Source organism: Micromonospora sp. ABR4_055, from assembly GCF_056160425.1.
Window position 1 is genome coordinate 1 of the sequence record NZ_JBSWXD010000009.1, and the last position, 23,809, is coordinate 23,809.

At 70.0% G+C, this 23,809-nt stretch carries 22 protein-coding genes; 18 read left to right on the top strand and 4 right to left on the bottom strand.

Annotation, left to right across the window (positions count from 1 at the left end; genetic code table 11):
- Together ACXAHD_RS04535 and ACXAHD_RS04540 are read left to right on the top strand one after the other, a co-directional pair.
- The coding region (locus ACXAHD_RS04535; RefSeq protein WP_475048780.1) for a hybrid sensor histidine kinase/response regulator at positions 1 to 2,273 on the top strand (2,273 nt) is incomplete at its 5' end.
- Positions 2,270 to 2,833, top strand: a complete 564-nt coding sequence (locus ACXAHD_RS04540; protein WP_281552161.1) for a response regulator — start codon at positions 2,270 to 2,272, stop codon at positions 2,831 to 2,833. The genes ACXAHD_RS04535 and ACXAHD_RS04540, both read left to right, overlap by 4 nt.
- 60 nt (positions 2,834 to 2,893) lie before the next feature.
- Here the strand turns inward: ACXAHD_RS04540 and ACXAHD_RS04545 are convergent, their stop codons facing one another.
- Positions 2,894 to 3,223 carry an STAS domain-containing protein gene (locus ACXAHD_RS04545; RefSeq protein ID WP_281552162.1) on the bottom strand — a complete coding sequence of 110 codons (330 nt, stop codon included), beginning with the start codon at positions 3,221 to 3,223 and terminating at the stop codon, positions 2,894 to 2,896.
- A 117-nt stretch (positions 3,224 to 3,340) separates the two neighbouring features.
- Here ACXAHD_RS04545 and hemL point away from each other — a divergent pair, with 117 nt between their 5' ends.
- From hemL to ccsB, 6 genes are read left to right on the top strand one after another with little or no spacing between them, the layout of a single operon-like run.
- Entirely contained in the window at positions 3,341 to 4,708 is a 1,368-nt protein-coding gene (gene hemL / locus ACXAHD_RS04550) for a glutamate-1-semialdehyde 2,1-aminomutase (protein ID WP_281552163.1), read from the top strand.
- Positions 4,705 to 5,352, top strand: a complete 648-nt coding sequence (locus ACXAHD_RS04555; protein WP_123607031.1) for a histidine phosphatase family protein — start codon at positions 4,705 to 4,707, stop codon at positions 5,350 to 5,352. Before hemL ends, ACXAHD_RS04555 begins: the two co-directional genes overlap by 4 nt.
- 1 nt (position 5,353) lies before the next feature.
- The gene (locus ACXAHD_RS04560; RefSeq protein WP_281552164.1) at positions 5,354 to 5,995 is read left to right on the top strand and encodes a TlpA family protein disulfide reductase; all 642 of its coding nucleotides are present in this window, start codon (positions 5,354 to 5,356) and stop codon (positions 5,993 to 5,995) included.
- A complete protein-coding gene (locus tag ACXAHD_RS04565; RefSeq protein ID WP_281552165.1) occupies positions 5,988 to 6,788 on the top strand; it encodes a cytochrome c biogenesis CcdA family protein in 801 nt (266 codons plus the stop codon). Before ACXAHD_RS04560 ends, ACXAHD_RS04565 begins: the two co-directional genes overlap by 8 nt.
- Positions 6,788 to 8,377 (top strand): cytochrome c biogenesis protein ResB, encoded by a 1,590-nt coding sequence (gene resB / locus ACXAHD_RS04570; protein ID WP_289211522.1) that lies wholly within the window; start codon positions 6,788 to 6,790, stop codon positions 8,375 to 8,377. The genes ACXAHD_RS04565 and resB overlap by 1 nt, the downstream gene beginning before the upstream one ends.
- Positions 8,377 to 9,393: a c-type cytochrome biogenesis protein CcsB gene (gene ccsB, locus ACXAHD_RS04575; protein WP_281552167.1), complete on the top strand. Its 1,017-nt coding sequence runs from the start codon at positions 8,377 to 8,379 to the stop codon at positions 9,391 to 9,393. Before resB ends, ccsB begins: the two co-directional genes overlap by 1 nt.
- Here the strand turns inward: ccsB and ACXAHD_RS04580 are convergent.
- The 3 genes from ACXAHD_RS04580 to ACXAHD_RS04590 form a co-directional block, all read right to left on the bottom strand.
- Positions 9,356 to 9,910 (bottom strand): GNAT family N-acetyltransferase, encoded by a 555-nt coding sequence (locus ACXAHD_RS04580; protein WP_281552168.1) that lies wholly within the window; start codon positions 9,908 to 9,910, stop codon positions 9,356 to 9,358. The genes ccsB and ACXAHD_RS04580 overlap by 38 nt on opposite strands.
- Before the next feature lie 10 nt (positions 9,911 to 9,920).
- Entirely contained in the window at positions 9,921 to 10,877 is a 957-nt protein-coding gene (locus tag ACXAHD_RS04585; RefSeq protein ID WP_281552169.1) for an EamA family transporter, read from the bottom strand.
- 138 nt (positions 10,878 to 11,015) lie between these two features.
- Positions 11,016 to 12,020 (bottom strand): hypothetical protein, encoded by a 1,005-nt coding sequence (locus ACXAHD_RS04590; protein ID WP_475048785.1) that lies wholly within the window; start codon positions 12,018 to 12,020, stop codon positions 11,016 to 11,018.
- Between the two features lie 219 nt (positions 12,021 to 12,239).
- Here ACXAHD_RS04590 and ACXAHD_RS04595 point away from each other — a divergent pair, with 219 nt between their 5' ends.
- The 10 genes from ACXAHD_RS04595 to ACXAHD_RS04640 all read left to right on the top strand — a co-directional run bounded on the left by ACXAHD_RS04595 (position 12,240) and on the right by ACXAHD_RS04640 (position 23,792).
- Positions 12,240 to 13,040, top strand: a complete 801-nt coding sequence (locus ACXAHD_RS04595; RefSeq protein WP_281552171.1) for a hypothetical protein — start codon at positions 12,240 to 12,242, stop codon at positions 13,038 to 13,040.
- Between the two features lie 89 nt (positions 13,041 to 13,129).
- Positions 13,130 to 13,705, top strand: a complete 576-nt coding sequence (locus ACXAHD_RS04600) for a GNAT family N-acetyltransferase (protein WP_281552172.1) — start codon at positions 13,130 to 13,132, stop codon at positions 13,703 to 13,705.
- A 43-nt stretch (positions 13,706 to 13,748) separates the two neighbouring features.
- Positions 13,749 to 14,333 carry a cysteine hydrolase family protein gene (locus tag ACXAHD_RS04605; protein ID WP_475048788.1) on the top strand — a complete coding sequence of 195 codons (585 nt, stop codon included), beginning with the start codon at positions 13,749 to 13,751 and terminating at the stop codon, positions 14,331 to 14,333.
- 31 nt (positions 14,334 to 14,364) lie between these two features.
- Complete coding sequence (gene hypE, locus ACXAHD_RS04610) at positions 14,365 to 15,390, top strand: hydrogenase expression/formation protein HypE (RefSeq protein ID WP_281552174.1); 1,026 nt, start codon at positions 14,365 to 14,367, stop codon at positions 15,388 to 15,390.
- A gap of 32 nt (positions 15,391 to 15,422) precedes the next feature.
- Positions 15,423 to 17,777: a carbamoyltransferase HypF gene (gene hypF / locus ACXAHD_RS04615; protein ID WP_281552175.1), complete on the top strand. Its 2,355-nt coding sequence runs from the start codon at positions 15,423 to 15,425 to the stop codon at positions 17,775 to 17,777.
- A gap of 30 nt (positions 17,778 to 17,807) precedes the next feature.
- Positions 17,808 to 19,142 carry a diaminobutyrate--2-oxoglutarate transaminase family protein gene (locus ACXAHD_RS04620; RefSeq protein WP_281552176.1) on the top strand — a complete coding sequence of 445 codons (1,335 nt, stop codon included), beginning with the start codon at positions 17,808 to 17,810 and terminating at the stop codon, positions 19,140 to 19,142.
- A gap of 43 nt (positions 19,143 to 19,185) precedes the next feature.
- Complete coding sequence (locus ACXAHD_RS04625; protein WP_281552177.1) at positions 19,186 to 19,893, top strand: cyclase family protein; 708 nt, start codon at positions 19,186 to 19,188, stop codon at positions 19,891 to 19,893.
- Positions 19,883 to 21,223 carry an MFS transporter gene (locus ACXAHD_RS04630; RefSeq protein ID WP_281552178.1) on the top strand — a complete coding sequence of 447 codons (1,341 nt, stop codon included), beginning with the start codon at positions 19,883 to 19,885 and terminating at the stop codon, positions 21,221 to 21,223. The genes ACXAHD_RS04625 and ACXAHD_RS04630 overlap by 11 nt, the downstream gene beginning before the upstream one ends.
- A 39-nt stretch (positions 21,224 to 21,262) precedes the next feature.
- Positions 21,263 to 22,555: an amidohydrolase gene (locus tag ACXAHD_RS04635; RefSeq protein WP_281552179.1), complete on the top strand. Its 1,293-nt coding sequence runs from the start codon at positions 21,263 to 21,265 to the stop codon at positions 22,553 to 22,555.
- The gene (locus ACXAHD_RS04640; protein ID WP_281552180.1) at positions 22,542 to 23,792 is read left to right on the top strand and encodes an ATP-grasp domain-containing protein; all 1,251 of its coding nucleotides are present in this window, start codon (positions 22,542 to 22,544) and stop codon (positions 23,790 to 23,792) included. Before ACXAHD_RS04635 ends, ACXAHD_RS04640 begins: the two co-directional genes overlap by 14 nt.
- Positions 23,793 to 23,809: the final 17 nt, after the last annotated feature.

Here is a 23,809-nt window from a genome sequence, read left to right on the forward strand (position 1 = left end):
AACTCAAATCGACCGTCAACACCATGGTCGACCAACTGTCGTCGTTCGCCGACGAAGTCACCCGCGTCGCCCGCGAAGTCGGCACCGAGGGAGAGCTTGGCGGCCAGGCGCAGGTCAAGGGTGTCTCCGGCACCTGGCGGGACCTCACCGAGAACGTCAACCAGTTGGCGTCCACCCTGACCACCCAGCTACGGGCGATCGCCCAGGTCTCCACCTCGGTGACCCGAGGCGACATGACCCAGCACATCACGGTTCAGGCGCAGGGCGAGGTCGCCGAGCTGAAGGACAACATCAACCAGATGATTGTCACTTTGCGGGACACCACCAAGAAGAACGCCGAGCAGGGCTGGCTGGACTCGAACCTGGCGCGGATCGGTGGTCTGCTGCAGGGGCAGCGGGACCTCGGCGAGGTCTGCCGCATGATCATGAATGAGGTGACGCCGCTGGTCGACGCGCAGCTCGGCGCGTTCTTCCTCGCCGACGCCGACGACGGGGTGACCCGCCTCGGGCTCACCGCCGCGTACGGCTATGTCGCCCGGGACCACAAGATCATTTTTGGTCCGGGTGAAGGGCTGGTCGGCCAGGCCGCCGTCTCCCGCCGGACCATCCGGGTCGGCGCCGGCGCCACCGGGGCGCTCACCCTGCGCTCCGGTCTGCTCAGCATCCCGCCCCGGGACCACGTGGTGCTGCCGGTGCTGTTCGAAGGCGAAATGCTCGGAGTGATCGAGTTCGCCTCCGTCGCCGCCTTCTCCGAGCTGCACCTGGCGTTCCTGGAGCGGCTGGTCGCCACGATCGGCATCGCGGTCAACACCATCCAGGCCAACAAGCGCACCGAGGAGCTGCTCGCCCAGTCGCAGCGGCTGGCCAACGAGATGCAGGCGCAGTCGGCCGAACTGCAGCGCACCAACGCCGAACTGGAGGACAAGGCCCGGCTGCTGTCCGAGCAGAAGGGCAACATCGAGACCAAGAACCGGGAGATCGAACTGGCCCGGATCGGCCTGGAGGAAAAGGCCCAGCAGCTGTCCCGGGCCTCGGCGTACAAGTCGGAGTTCCTGGCCAACATGAGCCACGAGCTGCGTACCCCGTTGAACTCGCTGCTGCTGCTGGCCCGGCTGCTGGCCGACAACCCGGACGACAACCTCACCGAGAAGCAGATCGAGTTCGCCAAGACCATCCACAGCGCCGGCTCCGACCTGCTGTCCCTCATCGACGACATCCTCGACCTGTCGAAGATCGAGGCCGGCCGGATGGACGTGCAGCCGGCCGAGGTGCCGTTCGGCGAGATCCGGTCGTACGTCGAGCAGGCGTTCGCACCGCAGGTCGACGAGAAAGGGCTGGAACTGCGCGTCGAGGTGGCGCCGGACCTGCCCCCGGCGGTCGTCACCGACGCACAGCGACTGCAGCAGATCCTGCGCAACCTGCTCTCCAACGCGGTGAAGTTCACCGACTCGGGGTCGGTGACACTGCAGATCGCCCCCGCCCCGCAGGACCTGACCTTCGAACAGCCAGCGCTGTCCACCGCCGACCAGGTGGTCGCCTTCACAGTGATCGACACCGGGATCGGCATCTCCGACGACAAGCTCTCCCTGATCTTCGAGGCGTTCCAGCAGGCGGACGGGACGACCAGCAGGCGGTACGGCGGCACCGGGCTCGGCCTGTCGATCAGCCGCGACCTGGCCCGGCTGATCGGCGGCGCGATCTCCGTGTCGTCGGTGCCGGGCAAAGGGTCCACCTTCACGCTGTACGTTCCCGACGTGCTCAACACCGACGCGGTGCTGCCGCCGGCACCGTTGCCGGCCGCCGCGCCGATCCGCACCGCGCTGCCACCGCTGACCCGGCCGATCGAGGTGGACCGCCCCGAACCGCCGACCACCCGGCGGCTGGACGGGGCCACCGTACTGATCATCGACGACGACGTCCGCAACGTCTTCGCGCTGACCAGCGCGTTGGAGCTGCACGGGATGACCGTGATCTACGCGGACAACGGGGTCGACGGCGTACGTAAACTCGCCGAACGCCCCGAAGTGAACATCGTGCTGATGGACGCGATGATGCCGGACCAGGACGGTTACGAGACGACCCGGATCATCCGCCGCAACGAACGCTTCGCGGACCTGCCGGTGGTCTTCCTGACCGCCAAGGCGATGCCGGGTGACCGGGAGTCCGCGCTGCAGGCCGGGGCGACGGACTACATCACCAAACCGGTGGACCTGGACGAACTGATCACCCTGATGGTGACCTGGATCAACGCGGCTGAGGAGTTGAACTCGTGACTGCCGGATCGGCGAAGGTACTTCTGGTGGACGACCGGCGGGACAACCTGCTCGCTCTGGAGGCGATCCTGCAGGGGATGCCGGTGCAGGCCGTGGCGGTGGAGAGCGGCGAGGACGCGCTGAAGAAGCTGCTGGTGGACGACTTCGCGGTGATCCTGCTGGACGCGCAGATGCCGGAGATGGACGGATTCGAGACGGCCAACCACATCAAGCGTCGCGAACGCACCCGGCACGTACCGATCCTGTTCCTGACCGCCGCGGACCGCGACGCCCAACTCGCCCTGCGCGGGTACGCCGCCGGCGCGGTCGACTACCTGATCAAGCCCTTCGACCCGTGGGTGCTGCGGGCCAAGGTCGGCGTCTTCGTCGACCTCTGGGTGAAGAACCGCCAACTCGCCACCCAGGCGGACCTGGTCCGGCAGCGGGACGAACAGGTACGGCAACTGTGTGCGGCGATCGACCGGGCGACCGCCCGGCTGCGCGACGGCGAGGTGGCTCCGGCCGAGGTCGCCGACGAGTTGGAGACGGCCCGCTGGGGCGGCGACGGCCGGGCCGGCTGACCGCAACGGCCGGGCCGGCCGCCGCCGGACTGACCGCGAGGCCTAGCTGGCCGCCCCGGGTCAGCCGGCGCCGTTACGGATGGTGAGCGCCGACCGCAGCCCGGTGATGTTCAACACCCGGTGCAGGAACTCGCCGACGTTGGTGAGCAGCAGCAGACTCTGCGCGTGGCTGGCCTTGCGGGTGAGCACCACCAGGGTGCCCAGACCCTGCGAGTCGCAGAAGGTGACACCGGCCATGTCCAGCACGATCCGGGCCGGCGCGTCACCGAGCAGATCGTTGACGGTGGTGGACAGCTGGGCGGCGGTGAGCATGTCGATCTCACCGACGAGGCGTAGCACAGCCTCATCGGGAGTGCGCCGCAACGCGATCGACAACTCCGCCCGCTCCACCCGGCCAGCGTATCGCGACAGCGCGAGCCCGGCCCTGGTACGGCGGTCGCCGCAACCCGGGCGTTGGGCAGGGTCGGATGTGCGGTCCCCTGGTGACGCTGCCACAATGGCAGGGCCGTGACTGCCACCGAAACTGCCGGCGCCCGCCCGTACCCGGCGCACGCGCCCGCATCCCAGGCCCTGTTCGACCGCGCCACCGGGATCATCCCTGGCGGGGTCAACTCGCCCGTGCGCGCCTTCAGGGCGGTCGGCGGGACCCCCAGGTTCATGGTCCGGGGGTCCGGCCCGTGGCTGTTCGACGCCGACGACCGCCGTTACCTCGACCTGGTCTGCTCCTGGGGACCGCTGATCCTCGGCCACGCCCACCCCGAGGTGGTCGCCGCGCTCAGCGCAGCCGCCGCGCACGGCACCAGCTTCGGTACGCCGACGCCCGGCGAGGTGGCGCTGGCCGCCGAGATCGTCGACCGTACCCCGGTGGAGCAGATCCGGCTGGTCAACTCCGGCACCGAGGCGACGATGTCGGCGATCCGGCTGGCCCGGGGGCACACCGGTCGACCCAGGATCGTCAAGTTCGCCGGCTGCTACCACGGCCACGTCGACGCGCTGCTCGCCGCGGCCGGCAGCGGGGTGGCCACCCTCGGGCTGCCCGACTCGCCCGGGGTGACCGGTGCCGCCGCCAGCGAGACGATCGTGCTGCCGTACAACGACGTGGCGGCGGTGGAGGCGACCTTCGCCGAACACGGCGACCAGATCGCCGCGATCATCACCGAAGCGGCCGCCGGCAACATGGGTGTGGTGCCGCCGGCCCCCGGCTTCAACGCCGCGCTGGCCCGGATCGCCCACGCGCACGGCGCGCTACTGATCGTCGACGAGGTGATGACCGGGTTCCGGGTGGCCCGGGGCGGCTGGGCCGAGCTGGAGCCGGTCGACGCCGACCTCTACACGTACGGCAAGGTGATGGGTGGCGGCCTGCCGGCCGCCGCGTTCGGCGGCCGGGCCGAGATCATGCGGCAGCTGGCCCCGGCCGGCCCGGTCTACCAGGCCGGTACGCTCTCCGGGAACCCGCTGGCCTGCGCCGCGGGACTGGCCACGCTCCGGCTGGCCGACGCCGACCTGTACCGGCAGCTCGCCGACACCGCGACCCGGGTCGCCGAGCTGGCCACCGGGGCGCTCACCGCCGCCGGGGTGCCGCACCGGCTCTCCACCGCCGGCACCATGTTCTCGATCTTCTTCACCGACGCCGAGGTCACCGACTACGCTGGCGCCCGCCTGCAGGACGTCGACGCGTACCGCGCCTTCTTCCACGCGATGCTCGCGCACGGCGTCTACCTGCCCCCCAGTGCGTTCGAGGCATGGTTCGTCTCGGCGGCGATCGACGACGCCGCCCTGGAACAGCTCGCGGCTGCGCTGCCAGCCGGGGCCGCAGCCGCCGCTGCGGCAGCGGACGGCGCGCTGCGGGCACCGACGCTGGGGGAAAACGGATGAAACGGACGGTCGTCCACGTACTGCGGCACGGCGAGGTCCACAACCCGGAGAAGATCCTCTACGGCCGGCTGCCCGGTTTCCGCCTCTCCGAACTCGGTGTGCAGATGGCGAAGGCGGCCAGCCAGGCCCTCGCCGACCGGGACGTGGTGCACGTTGTCGCCAGTCCGTTGGAACGCGCCCAGGAGACCGCCGAGCCGATCGCGGCCCAGTTCCGGTTGCCGGTGTCGGTCGACGAACGGCTGATCGAGTCGGCCAACTGGTTCGAGGGCCGGCGGGTCTCCCCCGGCGACGGATCGTTCCGCGACCCGCGCAACTGGTGGGTGCTGCGCGATCCGGTCACCCCGTCGTGGGGCGAGGCCTACACGGCGATCGCCGAGCGGATGTTCGCCGCGGTGCACGCCGCCCGGGTCGCCGCCGAGGGTCACGAGGCGGTCTGCGTCTCCCACCAGCTGCCGATCTGGACGCTGCGCCGCTACCTGGAACGCAAGCGTCTCTGGCACGACCCGCGCCGCCGGCAGTGCGGCCTGGCCAGCCTGACCGCGATCCACTTCGAGGACGCGAAGGTGGTCGGCATCGGCTACTCCGAGCCGGCCGCCCACCTGATCGCCATGTCGCCGTCGGCGCGGACGGCCAAGGGCGCCTGAGATGCGGTCGGCACGTCGTGGGCTGATCACGCCGGGCCGTCGGTCGGTCGCCCTTCTCGCCGGTACGTTGGCCGCCGCGCTCGCCCTGACCGGCTGCGCGGCCAGCGACTGGACGACCGACTGCGAGACCGATCAGCGAGGCGTGATCCGATGCACCGGCGACGACCGGCCGGCAGCGCCGGAGCTGGACGCCGAGCTGCTCGACGGCTCCGCGTTCGATCCGGCGGCGTACCGGGGTCAGGTCCTGGTGGTCAACTTCTGGGGCTCCTGGTGCCCGCCCTGCCGAGCCGAGGCCGCCGACCTGGAAGCCACCTACCAGGCGACCCGGGACCAGGGGGTGCGTTTTCTCGGCATCAACGTCCGCGATGAACGGGACAAGGCCCGCGCCTTCGAGGCGGGCCGGGTGACGTACCCGAGCCTGTTCGACCCGGCCAGCCGGCTCGCCCTGGACTTCAACATCCCGCCGAACAGCATCCCCGCGACGATGATCATCGACCGGAGCGGCCGGATCGCCACCGTCGTACGCGCCGAGATCCGTCAGGACGGCCTGCAGCCGCTGGTCGAACAGGTCGCCGCAGAGGCGACCGGCGACGATGCCGAGGCGTCCGGCACCGGCACCGAGCCGGATCCGGCCGATGGGTGAGACGTTCGCCGAGATCGCCCGGGGCGGTCCGGTACTGCTGGCTCTCGGCCTGGCCGCACTGGCCGGACTGGTCAGCTTCCTCTCCCCGTGCATTCTGCCGCTCGCCCCCGGCTACCTGTCGTACGTCACCGGACTGGCCGGCTCCGACCTCGACGCCGCCGGTGGCCGCAGCGGCAGCGGTGGCGGCGCGAGTGCTGGCGGTTCCTTCGGCGGCCGGCACGGCCGGGTGCTGGCCGGAACCCTGCTGTTCATCAGCGGGTTCACCGTGGTCTTCACACTCACCGCGATCCTGATGGCCAGCGTCGGCCGTCACCTGTTCGTCTACCAGCGGCCGGTGGAGATCGGCGTCGGGCTGCTGATCGTGCTGTTCGGGTTGGCCTTCCTCGGTCTGGTACCCGGCCTGCAACGCGAGGTGCGGGTACGCCGGCTGCCGGAGGCCGGCCTGGTCGGCGCCCCGGTGTTCGGCGCGGTCTTCGCGCTGTCCTGGACGCCGTGCGTCGGCCCCACCCTCGGCGCGGTGATGGGGATGGCGACGGTCAGCGGCCAGACCGACCGGGCGGTGGCGCTCGCCGTGGCGTACTGCCTCGGACTCGGTCTGCCGTTCGTCGTCTTCGGCCTGGCGTTCCGCCGGCTGCTCGGCGTGTTCACAGTGATCCGGCGCAACAGCCGCTGGGTCACCCGGGTCGGCGGGGCGATGCTGATCCTGGTCGGGGCGGCGCTGGTCACCGGCGCCTGGACCGACTTCGTCATCTGGTTCCAGGCCACCGTCGGGGCCGGCGAGGTCGGCATCTGATGTCCCGGCCGAATCCGGCGCTGGCTCTGCTGCGCAACTCGTGGCGGCAGCTGACCAGCATGCGGACCGCGCTGATTCTCCTCTTCCTGTTGGCCGTGGCGGCGATCCCCGGTTCGCTGCTACCGCAACGCGACGTCAACATCGAAAACGTCGACGCGTACTTCGCGGCGAACCCACGGCTGGCTCCGGTGCTGGACCGGCTCGGCATGTTCGACGTGTTCGCCTCGACCTGGTTCGCGGCGATCTACCTGCTGCTTTTCACCTCCCTGGTCGGCTGCATCGTGCCCCGGCTGCGCGAGCACGTACGGGCGTTGCGGGCGGCGCCGCCAGCCGCGCCGCGCCGGCTGGACCGGCTGCCGCAGCACGCCAGCTGGACCACCGCCGGCGACACCACGGCCGGCGACCCACCCGCCGCCGCGCGGGACGCGATCGCCGCCGAACTGCGCCGCCGCCGCTGGCGGGTCACCGTCACCGACGACAGCGTCGCCGCCGAGAAGGGCCACCTGAAGGAGACCGGCAATCTGGTCTTCCACCTGTCGCTGATCGGCGTCCTGCTCGGGGTCGCCGTGGGCAGTTGGCTCGGCTGGAACGGCAACCGGCTACTGGTCGCCGGGCCGGACACCGCGTTCTGCAACACCGTGCAGCAGTACGACGAGTACCGGCTCGGCCCTCGGATCTCCGACGGCGACCTGCCCCGGTTCTGCCTGGAGCTGACTGACTTCACCGCCACCTTTCTGGAGTCCGGGCAGCCGGCGAGCTACTCCGCCGAGGTGCGGGTCGACGCCGACGGCGGTGCCGCCCGGACCGAGACGTTCTCGGTGAACTCCCCGCTGCGCCTTGACGGCGCCAACATCTACCTGCTCGGGCACGGCTACGTGCCGGTGCTGCGCTACACCGACCGCTACGGGCAGGCGCAGAACGTCTCCGCGCCGTTCCTGGCCGTCGACGGGATGCTGACCAGCGAAGGGGTCGCCAGCTTCCCGGACGCCAACGTCGACCCGGCGAACGGCGAACGTGATCCGCAGCTTCAGGTGGCCTTCGAAGGGCTCTTCCTGCCGTCCGCCCCGCCGCAGCCGCCGTATGTCCGCTCCACCCACCCGGAGCTGCGCGACCCGGCGGTGATGCTGTGGGCGTACCGGGGCAACCTTGGGCTGGACGCCGGTATCCCCGGCTCGGTCTACCAAATCGACCAGCGGCAGGTGGAGGCCGGCCGGCTGCTGCCGGTCGGTGACCCGCAGCTGCTGCGGGTCGGCGAGACGATGACCCTGGACGACGGCACCACCATCGAATTTCTCGACATCTCGCAGTACGTGACCCTGTCGGTCCGGCACGATCCCGGCAGCGGCCTGCTGCTGGCCAGCTCGGCGGCGCTGCTGCTCGGGCTGATGCCGGCACTGTTCGGCCGGCGACGTCGGGTGTGGTTCAGGGTCACACCGGCCGGCCCCGACGCAGCGTCAACGACACCCGGTAGTAGCTTGGTCGAGGCCGGTGGGCTGCCGCGCACCGACCATCCCGGGTTCGGCGACGAGTTCCGGGAGCTCATCCGGGCACTCGGCGGCGACGCCGGGCCACGGGAAGGACGGCACTGATGTCAGCACTGTCGGATCAACTCCTGGTAGTGGCGATCTTCGCGTATTTGCTCGCGATGATCTGCCACGCGGTCGAGGCCGGGTTCGGCACCCGGCGTACCGCGCCGGTCGTGGTCCGCGAGCGGGAACTCGCCACCGCCACTGTTGCCGCCGGGTCGTCGTCGACGACGTCCGGCCCGACCCCGGACGGCCCGGTCTTCAAAGCCCCGATCCTGGACGGTCCGGTCGGGGTGGAGCCGGATCCGCAGGAGCGGACCGGCTGGCCGGCGGTCGGACTCGCCGGCTGGTTCGCCGTCGGCGCCACCGTGCTGGGTGCCCTGTTCCACCTGGCCTGCCTGGTCACCCGGGGGGTCGCCGCCGAGCGGCTGCCGTGGGGCAACATGTACGAGTACATGCTGGCGATCACCTTCGTCGGGGTGGCCGCCTGGCTGGTGCTGGTCTACCGGCGGCCGTCGCTGCGGCTGCTCGGCCTGTTCGTCGCGCTCGTCATGGTCGTCCTGCTCGGCCTGGCCGGCCTGGTGTTCTACACCCCGATCACCCCGCTGGTGCCGGCCCTGCAGTCCTACTGGTACGCCATCCACGTCTCCACGATCATGGCATCGTCCGGACTGCTGCTGCTCGGGTCGATTCCGGCCACGATGTTCCTGCTGCGGTCCGGCTACGAGCATGGTCGGCGCGGGTTCCCGTACCTGCTGGCCAAGCGGGTCCCGGCCGCCGCCTCGCTGGAACGGCTCACCTTCGGGCTGCACGCGATCGGTTTCCCGGTCTTCACCTTCGCGGTTATCGCCGGGGCGATCTGGGCCGAACACGCCTGGTCGCGGCCGTGGGCCTGGGACCCGAAGGAGACCTGGGCGTTCATCTCCTGGGTGATCTACGCCGGCTACCTGCACGCCCGGGCCACCCCGAGCGTCCGGCGGACCACGGTCACCTGGATCGCGATCCTCGGCTTCCTCACCATGCTGATGAACCTGATCGGGGTCAACTACTTCTTCGAGAGCCTGCACTCCTACGCCTGACAGCGGTGGAGAAGTCGTCCCGCAGCAGGCCGTAGATCATGACGTCGCGCCAGCATCCGCCACGGAACTCCGCGCTGCGCAGCGTGCCCTCGTGCCGGAAGCCGAGACGTTCCAGGATGCGCTGCTCGACGACGTTCTCCGGTTGGGTGACCGCCTCGATACGGGGTGCCGCCGAGTGCTCGAACAGGTACGCGCAGAGCAGGCGCTGCGCGGCCGACCCGACACCGTGGCCGCGGTACTCGGGCAGCAGGGATATGCCGATCCCCCAGTAGCAGCCGTTGCCCTGGCTGACCTTCGCCCACGCCACGAACCCAGCCGGCTCGTCGTCGACGGTCACGGTCATCCGGCTGTCGTCCTCGCCGAGCCAGCCGTCCTGCTGGAGTCGGCGGGCCAACTCGCCGGAGTCCCGATGCCCGTACCAGTTCGGACCGATGAGACCGGGCTCCAGCCGGAACCGCAGCAGGGCATCGAGATCCCGGTCCAGAATGGGACGTATCGCGACCGGCTTCGCATCCATGGGTGACGACCTACCTCGAATCGACGGGATCGGCCGAGGCCGGGTCGGGCGCGGCCGGCTGGGTGGGCAACGATGCCGGCGGGCTGCCGGTGACCGCCCATCGGCCCAGCCGGTGCCACGGGATCTGGGTCACCACCAGGCCGAGCACGACCATGGCGCCGGCGATCAGCTTCGTTGCGGTCAGCTGCTCGCCGAGTACCAGCACCGAACTCCCCATGCCGAACAGCGGGACGAGCAGGGTCAACGGTGCGACCAGCGCGGCGGTGTGCCGGCGCAACAGCCAGTTCCACACGGCATAGCCGAACAGGGTGGTGGGGTAGACCAGGTACAGCACCGAGGCGGCGGCGGTCCAGGAAATGTCACGCAGTGAGTCGACGACCGACTCCGGGCCGCTGAGCAGCAGGGTGAGCAGAAACAACGGAACGGGCGGGATCAGGCTCGACCAGACGATGAAACCGAGTATGTCGTCGGTCGCGGCCCGTTTGGCGATGATGTTCGCCGCGCCCCAGGAGGCCGCCGCGGCGGTGACCAGCAGAACGCCGGTCACGGTGGCCGACCCGTCGGTGACCGCGGTGGCGATGAGCACCATGCCGGCGGCGGCGAGTGCCATGCCCACGCCCTGCACCGGCTTGACCCGCTCACGCAGGACCAGGGAGGCGAACCCGATGGTGAAGAAGACCTGCAGTTGCAGGACGATGGAGGCCAGCCCAGCGGACAGCCCGGCGTCGATCCCGGCGAAGAGCAGCCCGAACTGGAAGACCCCGAGCACCAGACCGTATGCGACGAGGTAGCGGATCGGCACCCGCGGCCGTCGGAAGAAGAAGATCGCCGGCAGGCAGCAGAAGGCGAAGCGGAGCGTCGCGAGCAGGTAGGGGTCGAAGGAGTCGAGCCCGACACGGATCACGACGAAGTTGAAACCCCAGACCGCAGTGACGAGTACGCCGAGTGCGAGGTGTCCTACTGACAAGGTGACCGCCAAACCGATGATCGCTGATCCGGTCGGTGTGGTCGCCGACAGGCCAGCGGCACGACGCCCGTGGACGGCCGACCCGCCACCCGGGTACCGGACGGGCCTGGGTCAGCCCCACTCCCGTGGGGACCCGTCCTACAGGTCCATCTTGGCCACAAGATACCCCAACTGGAGCCGGTTGCGCGCACCAAGCGTCCCCATGATGTAAGCAATGTGTCGCTGACACGAACGGAGCGACAGCCCGACCTGCTGGGCGATCTTGGCGTCGGCCTCGCCGGCGACCAGCAGGGAGATGATGGCTTTCTGCACGTCATGGACCGTGGCCATGGTCTCCCTGCGGTGCCAGCTGGTCGACACCGGGTCGGCTCCGTTCCAGCAGCGCCCGAAGGCGTCCGCGATGAAGGCGACGACGTTGGAATCACGCACGACGGCGGCTCCGTCGACCGAGTCGGGCAGCCCGACGACGGCGACCCGGCGGTCGAACACCAGGCAGCGGGCGAATCCGTCGGCAGTGGTCCGGACCTGACCGCCGAGCGCGCTCACCCACCTGACGTAGGCGATCGTGGGCTGGCTGAAGCGCGCGGTGTGCTGGTACAGCGTGTTCATCCGTACGCCTCGGCGCAGCATGTGCTCGGTCCGGTCCAGACTCTCCGCCAGCACACCCTCCGGCCTGCCGCCGCCGGGTTGGGAGGTCAGCACCTCGCGCTCCGCCTCGGCCGCGAGCCCGTCGATGAGTTCACGTACCTGCTCGAGGTCGGCAATGACCTGGGGCTTGCCGTTGGCCCACTGTCTTGCGACACCGTCGGCGTAGCCGGCGGCGAGGGTTTCCAGCTCGCCGCGGAGCTCACCTACGCGGTCGCGCCAGATGTCCATCTCCCGCTGCAGTGGACTTAATATGCGGCATCGCACTAACTCCGGCGAGACGGGCAGAAGGCGATCGACATCTGTCACATCCGGGCTGAGCAGCCCGATTTCAAGCAGGTTGCCGATCGCCCGCATGATCCTTTCGCGGCATATTTTCAGGCCACTCTCAGGCAGGCGCCTGTCTATGCCTTGCTGGCGCACGGCATGAAGGTAGACAAGACGGTCATCTGACTGCAGTCTGGGCAATTTGCCGTGGTAGATTGCGGCTTTTGCCATGCTAGCACCCTTCATCTTTCCGCCAACGAGAACATGAACCCCTCGGAATCTAGCCACGGATGACGCGGTAAGCAATCATATTCATTGGTCACCAAAACCACGGAATCACATTGACATGGAGGTATGTGATCATGTATGCGGGCGAGGCAGTTGCTCGCAATTATCAGGCACCACCAAAGATTCCCGTTCGCCGTCCTTTCGACCTGGGTTGGGGGAGAAATGCCTCGTAGCAAGTCCTACAACACCTATTCATCGCTGCAGCGTCCGGAATTCCGTAAGCGGGTCGACGATCTGCTGTTGAAGTTCGAGCGGGACTTCTACGAGCAGAACAAGGGCGCAGAGGGAATGCTGCAGACCGAGAGCTTCAATCTCGATCTCTACAAGCGGCACAACGTGGAAACCATGATCCGCATCGGCCTGAAGCGGGCCGTCGATCCGCTGATCGCCAACTACTGGGCCACCCGCGACCCGCAACTGTGCAAGGAATGGGGTCTCTACGGTGCCGAGGAGGGACGCCACGACCGGATGTTCGCCGGCGACCTGCACAAGGTGGGCATGACCGACGAGGAGATCTACTCGATCAGACCAACCTTCGCCACCGAGATCCTCAACGGCTACTTCTACTACACGATGGCCACCGAGGGACCCCTCGCCTCGATGATCAGCGGTTTCTACCTCGAGTACATCGCCGGCAAGACCCAGCCCGACTGGCTCGACGTCATGGAGCAGCACGTCGGCGCGGACAAGACCAAGGGCGCGCGCGCCCATCTCGCGCTCGACGACGAGGACGACCACGTCGACATGGTATGGAACATGATCATGCGGGTGATTCACACCGAAGAGGACGAAGAACGCTTCGTCGAACACCTCATCAAGATCAACGCATTGTTCGTGTCGTACTTCGTCGAGGTCTACGCCGCCACCGTCCTCGGCGCCGGCGCCGACCCGTCCGCCCTGGCCCAGGCCGCACCGACCGCATCGCTCAAGACGAACCTGATGACCCAGGCGTCGATGGCCTGACCCTCGTCGGCACCGCCCGGTGCCCCGCCCCCACCCCGGCCACCCTTCCCACCCACGTCCGGCCGTGCGCCGACAGACGGAGGTTGTCGATGAAGTACGACTGGCCCGCCGAACTGTCCGCCAAGGACATCCGCGAGATGATCGGCCTGATGAACGCCGTCGCCGTACGCGAAATGACCCTGGGGTTCACCGAACCGCTGAACGACGAGGACGGCTTCGCCCTGATGCGTGCGTTCGACGCGGAGCTTCGTCGCGGAGCTCTCGAGCTACTCGCCGTACGCACCGACGACGGCACCATCGTCGGGATGGTCACCCTCGCCCGCGCGCCGCTGCCCGCCCGACGGCACGTCGTCGACCTCAGGCGCTGCGTGATCGACCCGGAGCACCGCGGGAAGTTCCTGCTGGAGGGTTTCGAGGAGACCATCCGCAAGGTCGCCGAGATGGGCTGCGACGTGATCACCCTGGAGGTCCGCGACGACGGACCGAGAGTCCTCTGGCACCGGCTCGGCTTCCAGGAGTACGGCCGGCTGCCGGACTACGCCCGCAAGGCGGGGCAGGCCGTCACCGGCCACTTCATGTACGCACGGCGCGCGGATCTGGAGGCCCACTTCCGCCAGACCGGGACCTGGCTGCACGAGCTTCCCGCGCCGTCCGCAGCCGGCTGACCGGCCACGCGCCCCGCCCCACCGGAAAGGAACACCACGCACCATGTCGAAGATCGCTGTGCTCACCAACGACCTGCAGTACGAACTCGTCGAGAAGAACCCGGAGCGGGTGGCCGCGGTCGGTGCCGCCACCGCCCACTTCACCGCGTTCCTCGACGGGATCCGGCAGCGTGGCCACCACGTCTTCCACCTGCAGTTGATCAACGATCCGGACGACCCCAACGCGGAACGCTACGACGGCTACCTGCCCGTACAGCGGGGCACGCGGGGCGCCGAGATCATCGCGGAGTTCCTCGACCCGGCGGACATCGTCGTGGAGAAGAACAAGGACAGCGGTTTCTACGACACCGACCTGCACGAACGACTACAGGCACTCGGCGTGGACACCGTGCTGATCACCGGGATGCAGACCCAGATCTGCGTGCAGACGACGGCAGCCGACGCCTTCTTCCGCGGCTACAACGTCTGGGTGCCCGCCGACTGCGTCGTCTCCGCCCGGCCCGAGGACCGGGACCGGGCCCTGGAGTGGCTGGCCGGCTACTGCGCCACGGTGACCCCGTCGGCCGAGGTCCTCCAGGTACTCGACCAGCACGGTGCCCTCCCCCGCAAGGAGATCAAGACCCCGTGACCTGTCAGGCCGTGCACCCAGGAGGCGCGTTGTGACCCGGAAGACCGACCCGGCCGGGCAGATAGTTTTGGACCACGGCACCGGTGCCCAGCTCAGCCACGAACTGCTGGACCTCATCGTGGAACGACTCGGTGACGTCTACGTCGGGGTGTTGGAGGACAGCGCCGTGCTGTCCGTCGACGATCCTCGGATCGCCATGACCACCGACTCGTTCGTCGTCGATCCGCCGTTCTTCGGCAACGGCGACGTGGGCAAGATCGCCGTCTGCGGGACCGTGAACGACCTGGCGGTGGCCGGCGCGACCCCCCGGTTCCTCACCCTCGGCATGATCCTGGAGACCGGGCTGCCGGTACGCCGCCTGATCCAGGTACTCGACTCGGTCCGGGCCACCGCGGCGGAGGCCGGTGTCCAGATCGTCGCCGGCGACACCAAGGTGGTCCGGGCCGGCGAGGCCGACCAGCTCTACCTGAACACCGCCGGCGTCGGGGTCTTCCACCGCGAACCGCTGCGGATGGCGTCCGTACGCCCGGGCGACGTCGTCGTGCTGAGCGGGCAGATCGGCAGTCACACCGTCCACCTGCTGTCCATCCGGGAAGGACTCGGCTTCGAGGCCCGCGTGCTCAGCGACTGCGCACCACTGAACAACATGATCGAAGGCGTACTCGCCAAGACCGCGCCGGGCGCCGTGCGGTCCATGCGCGACGTCACCCGGGGCGGGCTGGCGGCCGTCCTGCACGAGTACGCGGCCAGCACCGGACGGGTCATCACCGTCGACGAGTCGGCCCTGCCGATCCAGCACGAGACCGCGATGGCCGCCGACATGCTGGGCATCAACCCCATCCACGCGGCGAACGAGGGCTGCGCGGCGCTGTTCGTCGATCCGGCCGCCGTGCCGGACGTGCTGTCCGCGCTGGCCAGCAGCCCGTACGGCACGCACGCCGCGGTCGTCGGGACGGTGACCGACCGGGACGGGCCGGCGGTGACGATGCGCGACCGGGACGGGCGTGAGTCGGTGATCGACCAGCTGCGGGGGGCCGAACTCCCGCGGCTGTGCTGAGGACGCGCCGTGGATCTGAAAGAGGACGCGCCGTGGATCTGAAACAAATCGAACACGAAATGCGAAGGATCCGGGTCACCGGCGTCGTGCAGGGCGTGGGCTACCGCCCCTTCGTCTACAAGCTGGCCCACCGGTACGGCCTGTCCGGGTCGGTGCTCAACGACACCGAGGGCGTGCTGGTCGAGGTGACCGGCCCGGTCGAGGTGCTGGAACGGTTCACCACGGAGCTTCGGACCGCCGCCCCGGCACTCGCCCGGGTCGACGAGGTACGTGTCGACGAGACACGTACGCTCGGCGACCCGCCGGCCGGGCCGGACGGCGACCAGGGGTTCGTGATCGTGGCCAGCCGGTCCGCCGCCACCCGGGCCGCGCTGGTCCCGCCGGACACGCACGTCTGCGCCGACTGCCTCGCCGAGTTGCGCGACCCGGCGGACCGCCGGTACCGGTACCCCTTCATCAACTGCACGAACTGCGGACCCCGCTACTCGATCGTCCAGGATCTGCCGTACGACCGGGCGAAGACCACGATGGCCGGGTTCACCATGTGCCCACCGTGCGCCGCCGAGTACCAGGATCCGTCCGACCGGCGTTACCACGCACAACCGAACGCCTGCCCGGCCTGTGGACCGCAGCTGCTGCTCGCCGGCCCGACCGGCACGACGCTACGGGGCGACGCCGCGTTGCGGCACTGTGTCGACGTGCTCGCCGGCGGCGGGATCGCCGCCATCAAGAGTGTCGGTGGGTTCCACCTAGCGGTGGACGCCACCGACGCCGAAGCGGTCGGTCGGCTCCGTCGCCGCAAACGCCGGGACTCCAAGCCGTTCGCGGTGATGGCCCGCGATCTGGCCACCGCACACCGGCTGGTTCAGCTCTCCCCGGCGGAGGTCGATCTGCTCCGCTCCCCGGCCCGGCCGATCCTGCTGGCCCGCAAACGGGCCGGTGCTCTCGCGGAAGGCGTCGCCCCACGTAACCCCAACCTCGGCATCATGCTGCCCTCGGCCCCCCATCACCACCTGCTGCTCGACGAGGCCGACCTCGGCGTCCTGGTGATGACCAGCGGAAACATCTCCGGATATCCGATCGCCTACCGCAACGAGGACGCGCTGGACCAGCTGTTCGACATCGCCGATGTGGTGCTCTACCACGACCGGGACATCGAGATCCGGGTGGACGACTCGGTGGTTCGGCTGTCGACGCACCCCGACCTGCGCAAGCCGGTACTGACGTTTCTGCGCCGGGCCCGTGGTTACGCCCCGTACCCGGTCGACGTGGGACGCCCGCTGAAGACCGTCGTCGGCTACGGGGCGGAGCTCAAGACAACGGTCGCGTTGAGCAGCGGATCGCGGGTCTACCTGAGCCAGCACATCGGGGACCTGAAGAACGACGAGACCTTCGAGTCACACCAGCGCACCGCGGCCCACCTGGCCAACCTGTACGCCCTGCGGCCGGAGCTGGGCGCGTACGACATGCATCCGCAGTTCCGGTCCTCGGTCCGGGCGGCGGCGGGCGACGGGCCGGAGGCGGCCGCCGTGGAACTCGTGCAGCACCACCACGCCCACATGGCCTCCTGCATGGCGGAGAACCAGTTCACCGGACCGACGCTCGGCGTCGTCTTCGACGGGGCGGGCTTCGGCGAGGACGGCACCGTCTGGGGTGGCGAGTTCCTGCTCGGTGACTACGCGACGGTCCAGCGGGTGGCCCGGCTCCGCCCAGTGCCGCTGATCGGCGGCGACCAGGCGGTCCGCGAGCCCATCCGGACCGGTCTGGCGCTGGCCCTGGACGCCTTCGGGAACCTGGCCGCCGCCACCACGGCGTTCCGCGTACTCGACAAACTGTCGCAACAGCAGCGGCACGTCTACTCCCGGATGATCGCCCGAGGCGTCAACTGCCCGATGTCGTCGGGCATGGGGCGGTTGTTCGACGGGGTCGCCGCGCTGGTCGACGTGTGTCAGCTCGCCGAGTACGAGGCGCAGGGTCCGATCGAATTGGAAGGTCTGCTGGAACGGGACCACATGCAGGAAGCCGGCTACCGGTTCGGCCTCGTCACCGGCGCGGTCACCGAACTGGACCCGCGGCCGGTGGTCCGCCGGATCGCCGACGATCTGGCCGCCGGGGTCGGTCTGCCCCGGATCAGTCGCCGCTTCCACACGGCGGTGGTCAACGCGGTGCGGTGGCAGTGCCGGACGGTTCGCGCGGATACCGGGATCAACCAGATCGTGCTGTCCGGTGGGGTCTACCTGAACGAGTTCCTCCTGGTGAACTGCCTGGTCGCGCTGGAGGCGGAAGGTTTCACGGTGGGCTGTCATCGGCAGGTGCCGGCCAACGACGGTGGCATCGCGCTCGGACAGGTGATGGTCGCCGACGCTCGAGCCAGGACCACGGCCTGAGCGCCGGACCAGCCACGGAAGGAAATTTCGATGACGGACGTCGCGACCAACCACCCGGACGACATCTACGACTACGTACGCAGGCGTGAGTCCAGCGCCCGGACCTACGCCGACGCCGTGGGCCGGGTGCTGGTGCAGGGCAGGCTGACCCGGGTCCACGACGCCGACGGCAACGGCTACCTGGACTGCCTGTCGGCGGCCGGGACCCTGGCGCTCGGACACAACCATCCGGCGGTGCTGGCCCGGGTCCGGCGGTACCTGGACTCCGACCAGTTGCAGCAGGCGCTCGACCTGACCACCCCGGCCAAGCACGAGTTCCTGCGCATGCTCTACCGCCAACTGCCGCCGTCCTTCGCGGCGACCGCCAAGGTGCAGTTCTGCGGGCCGACCGGTGCCGACGCGACCGAGGCGGCGGTCAAGCTGTTCAAATCGGCCACCGGCCGGCGCACCATGCTCGCCTTCCACGGCGGGTACCACGGGATGTCGGCCGGCGCGTTGAGCCTGACCGGCAACCTGCAGGCCAAGCAGCGGGTCGCGGCCCTGATGCCGGAGGTGCACTTCCTGCCGTACCCGTACGACTACCGGTGCCCGTTCGGTCTGGGCGGCGCCGAGGGCGTACGGGCCGGGCTGCGCTACATCGAGAACGTACTCACCGACCCGGAGAGCGGTATCACCAAACCAGCCGCCGTCATCCTCGAAGCGCTGCAGGGCGAAGGTGGTGTGGTGCCCGCAGCCACCGAATGGCTACGCGGACTACGTGCCGTCACCGCCGCCCTCGACATTCCGCTGGTCCTCGACGAGATCCAGATGGGTCTCGGACGGACCGGAACGATGTTCGCCTTCGAGGCCGCCGGCATCGAACCGGACGCGGTGCTGCTGTCCAAGGCCGTCGGCGGCGGCTATCCGCTGTCGCTGGTGGCCTACCACGAGAAGTATGACGGCTGGCTGCCCGGCTCGCACGCCGGCACCTTCCGGGGCAACCAGCTCGCCATGGTCGCCGGTGCCGAGACGATGGCGGTCATCGCCGAAGAGGGCTTGGTCGCGCAGTCCGCGAGCAAAGGGGAGCTGCTGCGCGACCGGCTCGAGGCGATGGCCGTCCAGCGGCCGGAGATCGGCGACGTCCGTGGCCGGGGACTGGCCTGGGGGTTGGAGATCGTCGACCCGGCCGGTCCGGTCGACGCGTTGGGCCGACCGCCGGCGGACGGGCGACGGGCCCGGGAAATTAAGCGGCGCTGCCTGGAGAACGGACTGCTCATCGAGAGCGGCGGCCGGCACGGCGCCGTACTGCGACTGCTGCCCCCGCTGGTCATCAGCGACGACGAAATCGCGGAACTGATCGAGAAGCTCGACAAATCGTTCGACTGAGCGGCAGGATCTCCGCGTTTGTCAGCGAGCAGAGGAGTGCGGCGTGCGAGCAGGTGGCAGTTCGGAACAGTGGCGGGTGGAGTTCGACGCGGACGTCGAGTTCAGCAATGGTGGCGGCCTGCAGGTGCAGGGATTCCGTCTCGACATCGCCGGGAACGACATCGACGACGACGAGATCGCGGAACTGTTCGTCCACCATCTCGGGCTGCTGATGGTCGGCCGGACGACGGTCAAGGGAAAGACCCTGCTCCGGGAACCCCACAAGGGCTCCCGCGGCGTGGACGTCGGCCGGGACGAGGTACGCCGAGTCGTCGACCTGACCGGCCCCGACACCGAGCTGCATCCCCCCACCCGGGACGTGCCGCTCGCCGGTCTGGTCGATCTGCCCGGTGTGCTGGCCCGGCTGACCGGCGGCGGGGCCACCGTGGACCGTGGCGCACTGGCGCCGTACCAGGTCGAGGGCCGCGCCGTCGTGGTGCACGGCGGTCCCCTCGACGGACCGCGGCTGACCGCCGAGGCGGCGGCCGTGCTGGCCGACCGGCACGCCGCGCTGGTCGGCACCGACGCCGCCCCGCTGCCCGGGGCGACGCGGCTGCTCACCCGGCGGGGCGTCCCGGTGGTCACCGGGCTGTCCGGGCTGCACGACCTGCCGCCGACGGGTTTCCGCGTGCACGCCGTGCCCACCGGCACGGCCGTCGGCCCCGGCGGGGTCCAGCCGATCCGGATCTACGGGGTGTGCGATGGCGGATAGCGGCGTGCCGCGCGACCGGCCCGGCACCGGGCTCCCGGCCCGCTGGCCCCGGCGGGAACTGGCGGCCGCGACGGTCGGCTCGGTGGTCGAGTCGTACGACTGGACGGTCTACGGCGTGCTCGCACCGTACTTCGCCGAGCAGCTCTTCCCCGGGTCCTCCCCGACCACCCGGTTGATCGCCGCCTACCTGGGATTCGCGCTGGGTTTCCTGGTCAGACCGTTGGGCAGCATCGTCATCGGCTGGTTCGCCGATACCCGTGGCCGCCGGTTCGGCCTCACGCTGAGTGTGACGCTGGTGGCGGTCGGCTCCGCGGTGATCGCCGTGGCGCCGACCTACGCACAGGTCGGCGTCGCCGCGACCCTGCTCGTCGTGCTGGCCCGGCTGGTGCAGGGGCTGTCCGTCGGAGGCGAGAATCCGAGCGCCGCGGCATACGTCACCGAGACCGCACCGGGTCGACGACGGTTCCTGTTCAGCGCGGTGTCCTACGGCGGCATCGTGATCGGCAGCGCGCTGTCCCTGGCGGTGCTGGCGGTCCTGCTCCGGCTGTACGGCTCCGACGGGGTCACCGCCGGAGCCTGGCGGATCGCCTTCGCCCTGGGCGCCCTGCTCGGGTTGATCGCCCTGTGGATCCGGCTCGGTGTCGCCGAGACCGGGGTCTTCGTCGCCGCGACCGCAGACGCCGCCGCCGGGGCCCGACCGGGCCGCCTGCGGCTGCTGCGTGCCCACCGCCGCGAGATCGCCGTCGTCTTCCTGGTCACCGCCGGCGCCACGGTGGTGTTCTACTTCTGCACGGTCTATCTGCCGGTGTACGCCGACGAGGCCGCCGGCGTGCCTCGCGAACAGACCGCGACAGCGTTGCTGATCGGCATGGTCGGACTGCTGGGCGCGATGGTGGTCGCCGGGGCTCTCGCCGACCGGTACGGCGGGCTGCCCGTACTGCGGATCGGCTTCGCCGGGCTGGGGCTGCTGAGCGTGCCGTTGCTCGCCGGTCTGGTGACCGGTCAGGTGCCGGTCCTGGTGGTCGCCCTGGTACTGCTGGCGTTACTCGGTCTGCCGCTGGCGGTGAACAACGTGTTCGTCGGCGAACTGTTCCCGCCGGCGATCCGGACCCTGGCGATCGGGCTGCCGGCGGCCGCCGCGATCAGTCTCTTCGGCGGCACCTTTCCGATGCTCGCCGAATTGTTGCGGGACAACGGCCGGGTCGGCTGGGTGCCGTGGCTGGTGGCCCTGATGGCCACCGGTGCGCTGCTCGCCTCGTGGGGGGTCCGGGAGCGCGGGTTGCCCGGTGACCGCCCGCACCAGCAGCCCTCGTTGGCGCGATCCGGCTGACCCGCCCACCACATTCGCCCGTCCATGAGGAAGGACATCATGTCTGAGCTGTTCGAGTCCCTCGCCCCACTACTGCCCGAGCTCGAGGACACCTACCGCACCCTACACGCCCGTCCCGAGCTGGCCTTCCAGGAGGAGAACACGGCGTCGATCGTCGCGGGCCAACTGACCCGGCTGGGCTGGGAGGTCACCACCGGGATCGGACGCACCGGCGTGGTCGGGGTGCTGCGCAACGGCGACGGCCCGGTCGTGATGTTGCGGGCCGACATGGACGCGCTGCCGGTCCGGGAGCAGACCGGTTTGTCGTACGCGAGCACGGCGACCGCGGTCGACGACAGCGGCGGCACCGTCGCGGTGATGCACGCCTGCGGACACGACCTGCACGTCACCTGCCTGCTGGGTGCCTGCGCGGTCCTGGCCGCCGAGCGGGACTGGCGGGGCACGGTGATCGCCCTGTTCCAGCCCGGCGAGGAGAGCGGGTACGGCGCCCGGGCGGTGGTCGACGACGGCCTGTTCGACCGGTTCGACAAGCCGGACGTCATTCTCGGACAGCATGTCGGGCCGGGTCCCGCCGGTCTCGTCGCGACCTGCCCCGGCACCGTCATGGGTGCCACCGACAGCATCCGGATCCGGTTGTTCGGCCGTGGCGGCCACGGATCGAAGCCGGAGTCGAGTGTCGATCCGGTGGTGATGGCGGCTTCGCTGGTGATGCGGTTGCAGACGGTCGTCTCCCGGTCGATCGCCGCGAACGAACCGGTGGTGGTGACGGTCGGTGCGCTGCACGCCGGTACCACCGCGGCGGTCATCCCCGACGAGGCGGAACTGTCGATCAACGTACGGACGCCCAGCGTCGGCGTCCGCGACCAGGTGTTCACCCTCATCGAGCGGCTGGCACGGGCGGAGGCGGACGCCGCCGGCGCCCCACGGCAGCCGGAGATCACCTCGGTCTACCATCTGCCGCCGACCGTCAACGATCCGGCCGCGACCGCCCGGGTCGCCACCGCCCACCGGGCATTCTTCGGTGATCACCGGGTCCTTCCGATCACCACGACCACCGCCAGCGAGGACTTCGGCATCCTCGGCGCGGCCGCCGACGTGCCGTACGTGTACTGGTTCTTCGGCGGTATCGAGCCGCAGCGCTACCAGGCCGCCGCGGCGGCGGGGCGGATCGACGAGGACATCCCGCAGAACCACGCGGCCACCTTCGCCCCGGTGCTGCAGCCCAGTCTCACGATCGGGGTGCAGGCACTGGTCACCGCCGCGCTCGCCTGGCTGACACCGGCCCTGGTCGGGGCCGTCGGTGACGGGACGGCCGGTCGTGCCCAGCCGTGAGCCACCGGCCCGGCCGGGCCGGCACGTCGTGATCCTGCACCGCTGGCGGGGCCAGCACGCCCGGTACGCCGACTACCTGGACCACACGACGAACAAGGTCAGCTACGTGGTCGCCCCCCACGCGGTGTCGTCGGTGCCCACCGGGGCAGCGGAGGTGGTCGTGGTGCCGGCGACCGACGATCCGGCGGCGGTACGCGAGGCGGTGGCCGGCCTCACCGCCCGCCACGGCGTACCGGACCGGCTGGTCGCCCTCAACGAGGGTGACCTGGATTCCGCCGCGCTGCTGCGCGCCGAGTTCGACCTGCCCGGCGACCGACCGGAGCAGCTCGTCGGCTACCGGGACAAGCTGCTGATGGGGCAGCGGATGCAGCGGACGGGGATTCCGGTCCCGCCGTTCGCGGACGCTCCCGACCTGGCCGCGGTGCGCGCGTTCGCCGATCGGCACGGTTGGCCGGTGGTGGTCAAGCCACGTTTCGGCACGGCGAGTCGAGGGGTGCAACGCCTGGACGGGCCGGCGGCGTTGACCACACCGACCCCGATCGGCGAGGAACCCTATTTGGTGCAGCGGTTCGTCGCCGACCAGATCCTGCACATCGACGGGCTCTGGCAGGGCGACCGGCTCGGGGTCTGGCGGGCCTCCCGTTACCTGAACACCTGCGCGGCGTTCACCACCGGCGCCTATCTGGGGTCGGTCGAGATCGACGACCACCGGTTGCTGGCGGAGATCGAGCGGTTCACCACCGAGGTGTGTGCCGGGTTCTCCGACCGGCCGTGGGTGTTCCACCTCGAAGCGTTCGTCGCGACCAGGCCAGGTGGTCAGGTGACGCTGAGCTTCCTCGAGGCGGGTGCCCGGGTCGGTGGGGCCGAGATCCCCTTCGTGTGGCGCGAGGTGCACGGTGTCGATCTGATGGCCGCGGCGATGGACGTCCAGCTTGGTCGGGTGCCGGCGGTGCCGGTATCCGACCGCGGTGAGGTCGGCGGCTACCTGCTGCTGCCCACGCCGGTGCCGGCTCCGTGCCGGGTGACGGTCGCCGGATGGCAGGACGACCTGCCGGACGGTGCCCGGCCGTACGCCGAGGTGGTGCCCGGACCGGGCACCGTCATTCCGCGGATCGGCGGGTACGAGCACGTGGGCGCACGGTTCCGGTTCCGGGGCCCGTCCACCGGGGACGTCGAATCGGCGATCCGGACCGCTGCCACCGCGTACCAGCTCGCCTGCGTCGCCGTGGGCGACTGAGCGACCCCCGGATCCGA